The following is a 790-nucleotide window of genomic DNA, read 5'->3' on the forward strand; positions in this document are numbered from 1 at the left end:
GGCTCGGATTACGCTGGAAGGCGGTGTCGAGATCGCGCGCGCTGCCGCCGGGCAGGGCATCGAGCGCCTGGGCGGCGCGGGCCTGCGCGGTTTTCTGGTATTCGAGCGCGGGGAGCTGCTGTCTGGTCATGCGGTCGATCTCCGCCGTGGCGCGGGCATAGCGCTCGACCGCCTGGTCGAGGCTGGGCCTGGTCTGGATGTGCGGCGCTGCGGCCAAGGCCGGCTTGGTGTGTTCGTGGGTTGCCTGCTGGCCCTGGGCCAGCGGCCTGGCAAAGCTGGGCACGCTGAGCCGCAGCCCGGCAAAGCGCCCCTGCTTGCGTTCGGGTTCTGCCTGGGCTGGTGGCTGCAGGGCCGGCTCCGCTTTGCGTTCTCGCTGTTCCTGCTCCTTGCCGGCATAATCCCGCACCAAGTCCTTGGACCGGTCGCGCGACATCCGCGCGGCCAGCCGATCGCGGTCGGCAAAGTCGGTCCTGGCGTAATGCAGCTCGACATGATCACGATGCCGCGAGAGCGCGACATAGGCGCCATGGCGATCGAGCCCCGGCGTGGCCAGAACATGGACCCGGTCAAGCGTGGCCCCTTGCGCCTTGTGTACGGTGGCAGCGTAACCATGGGTGAGGTCGGCATAGTCCTTGTGGTCGAACGCCACGGCGCGGCCATCGTCGAGCCGCACCGCCATGCCGGTGCGATCAACCCGCTCGATGGTGCCCAACATGCCATTCTTCACACCCAGTTCGCGTTCGTTGCGCAGGAACATGATGCGGTCCTGCTCGGCAAACAAGCGCGTGCC

1 pseudogene is annotated in these 790 nt (G+C 68.0%); it reads right to left on the reverse strand.

Annotation, left to right across the window (positions count from 1 at the left end):
* Window positions 1–757: pseudogene (locus SCA01S_RS21545) on the reverse strand (Ti-type conjugative transfer relaxase TraA); the annotation flags it as partial.
* Between the last annotated feature and the right edge of the window lie 33 nt (window positions 758–790).

The sequence above is a fragment of the Novosphingobium capsulatum NBRC 12533 genome (assembly GCF_001598375.1).
GTDB classification, from domain to species: Bacteria; Pseudomonadota; Alphaproteobacteria; order Sphingomonadales; family Sphingomonadaceae; genus Novosphingobium; species Novosphingobium capsulatum.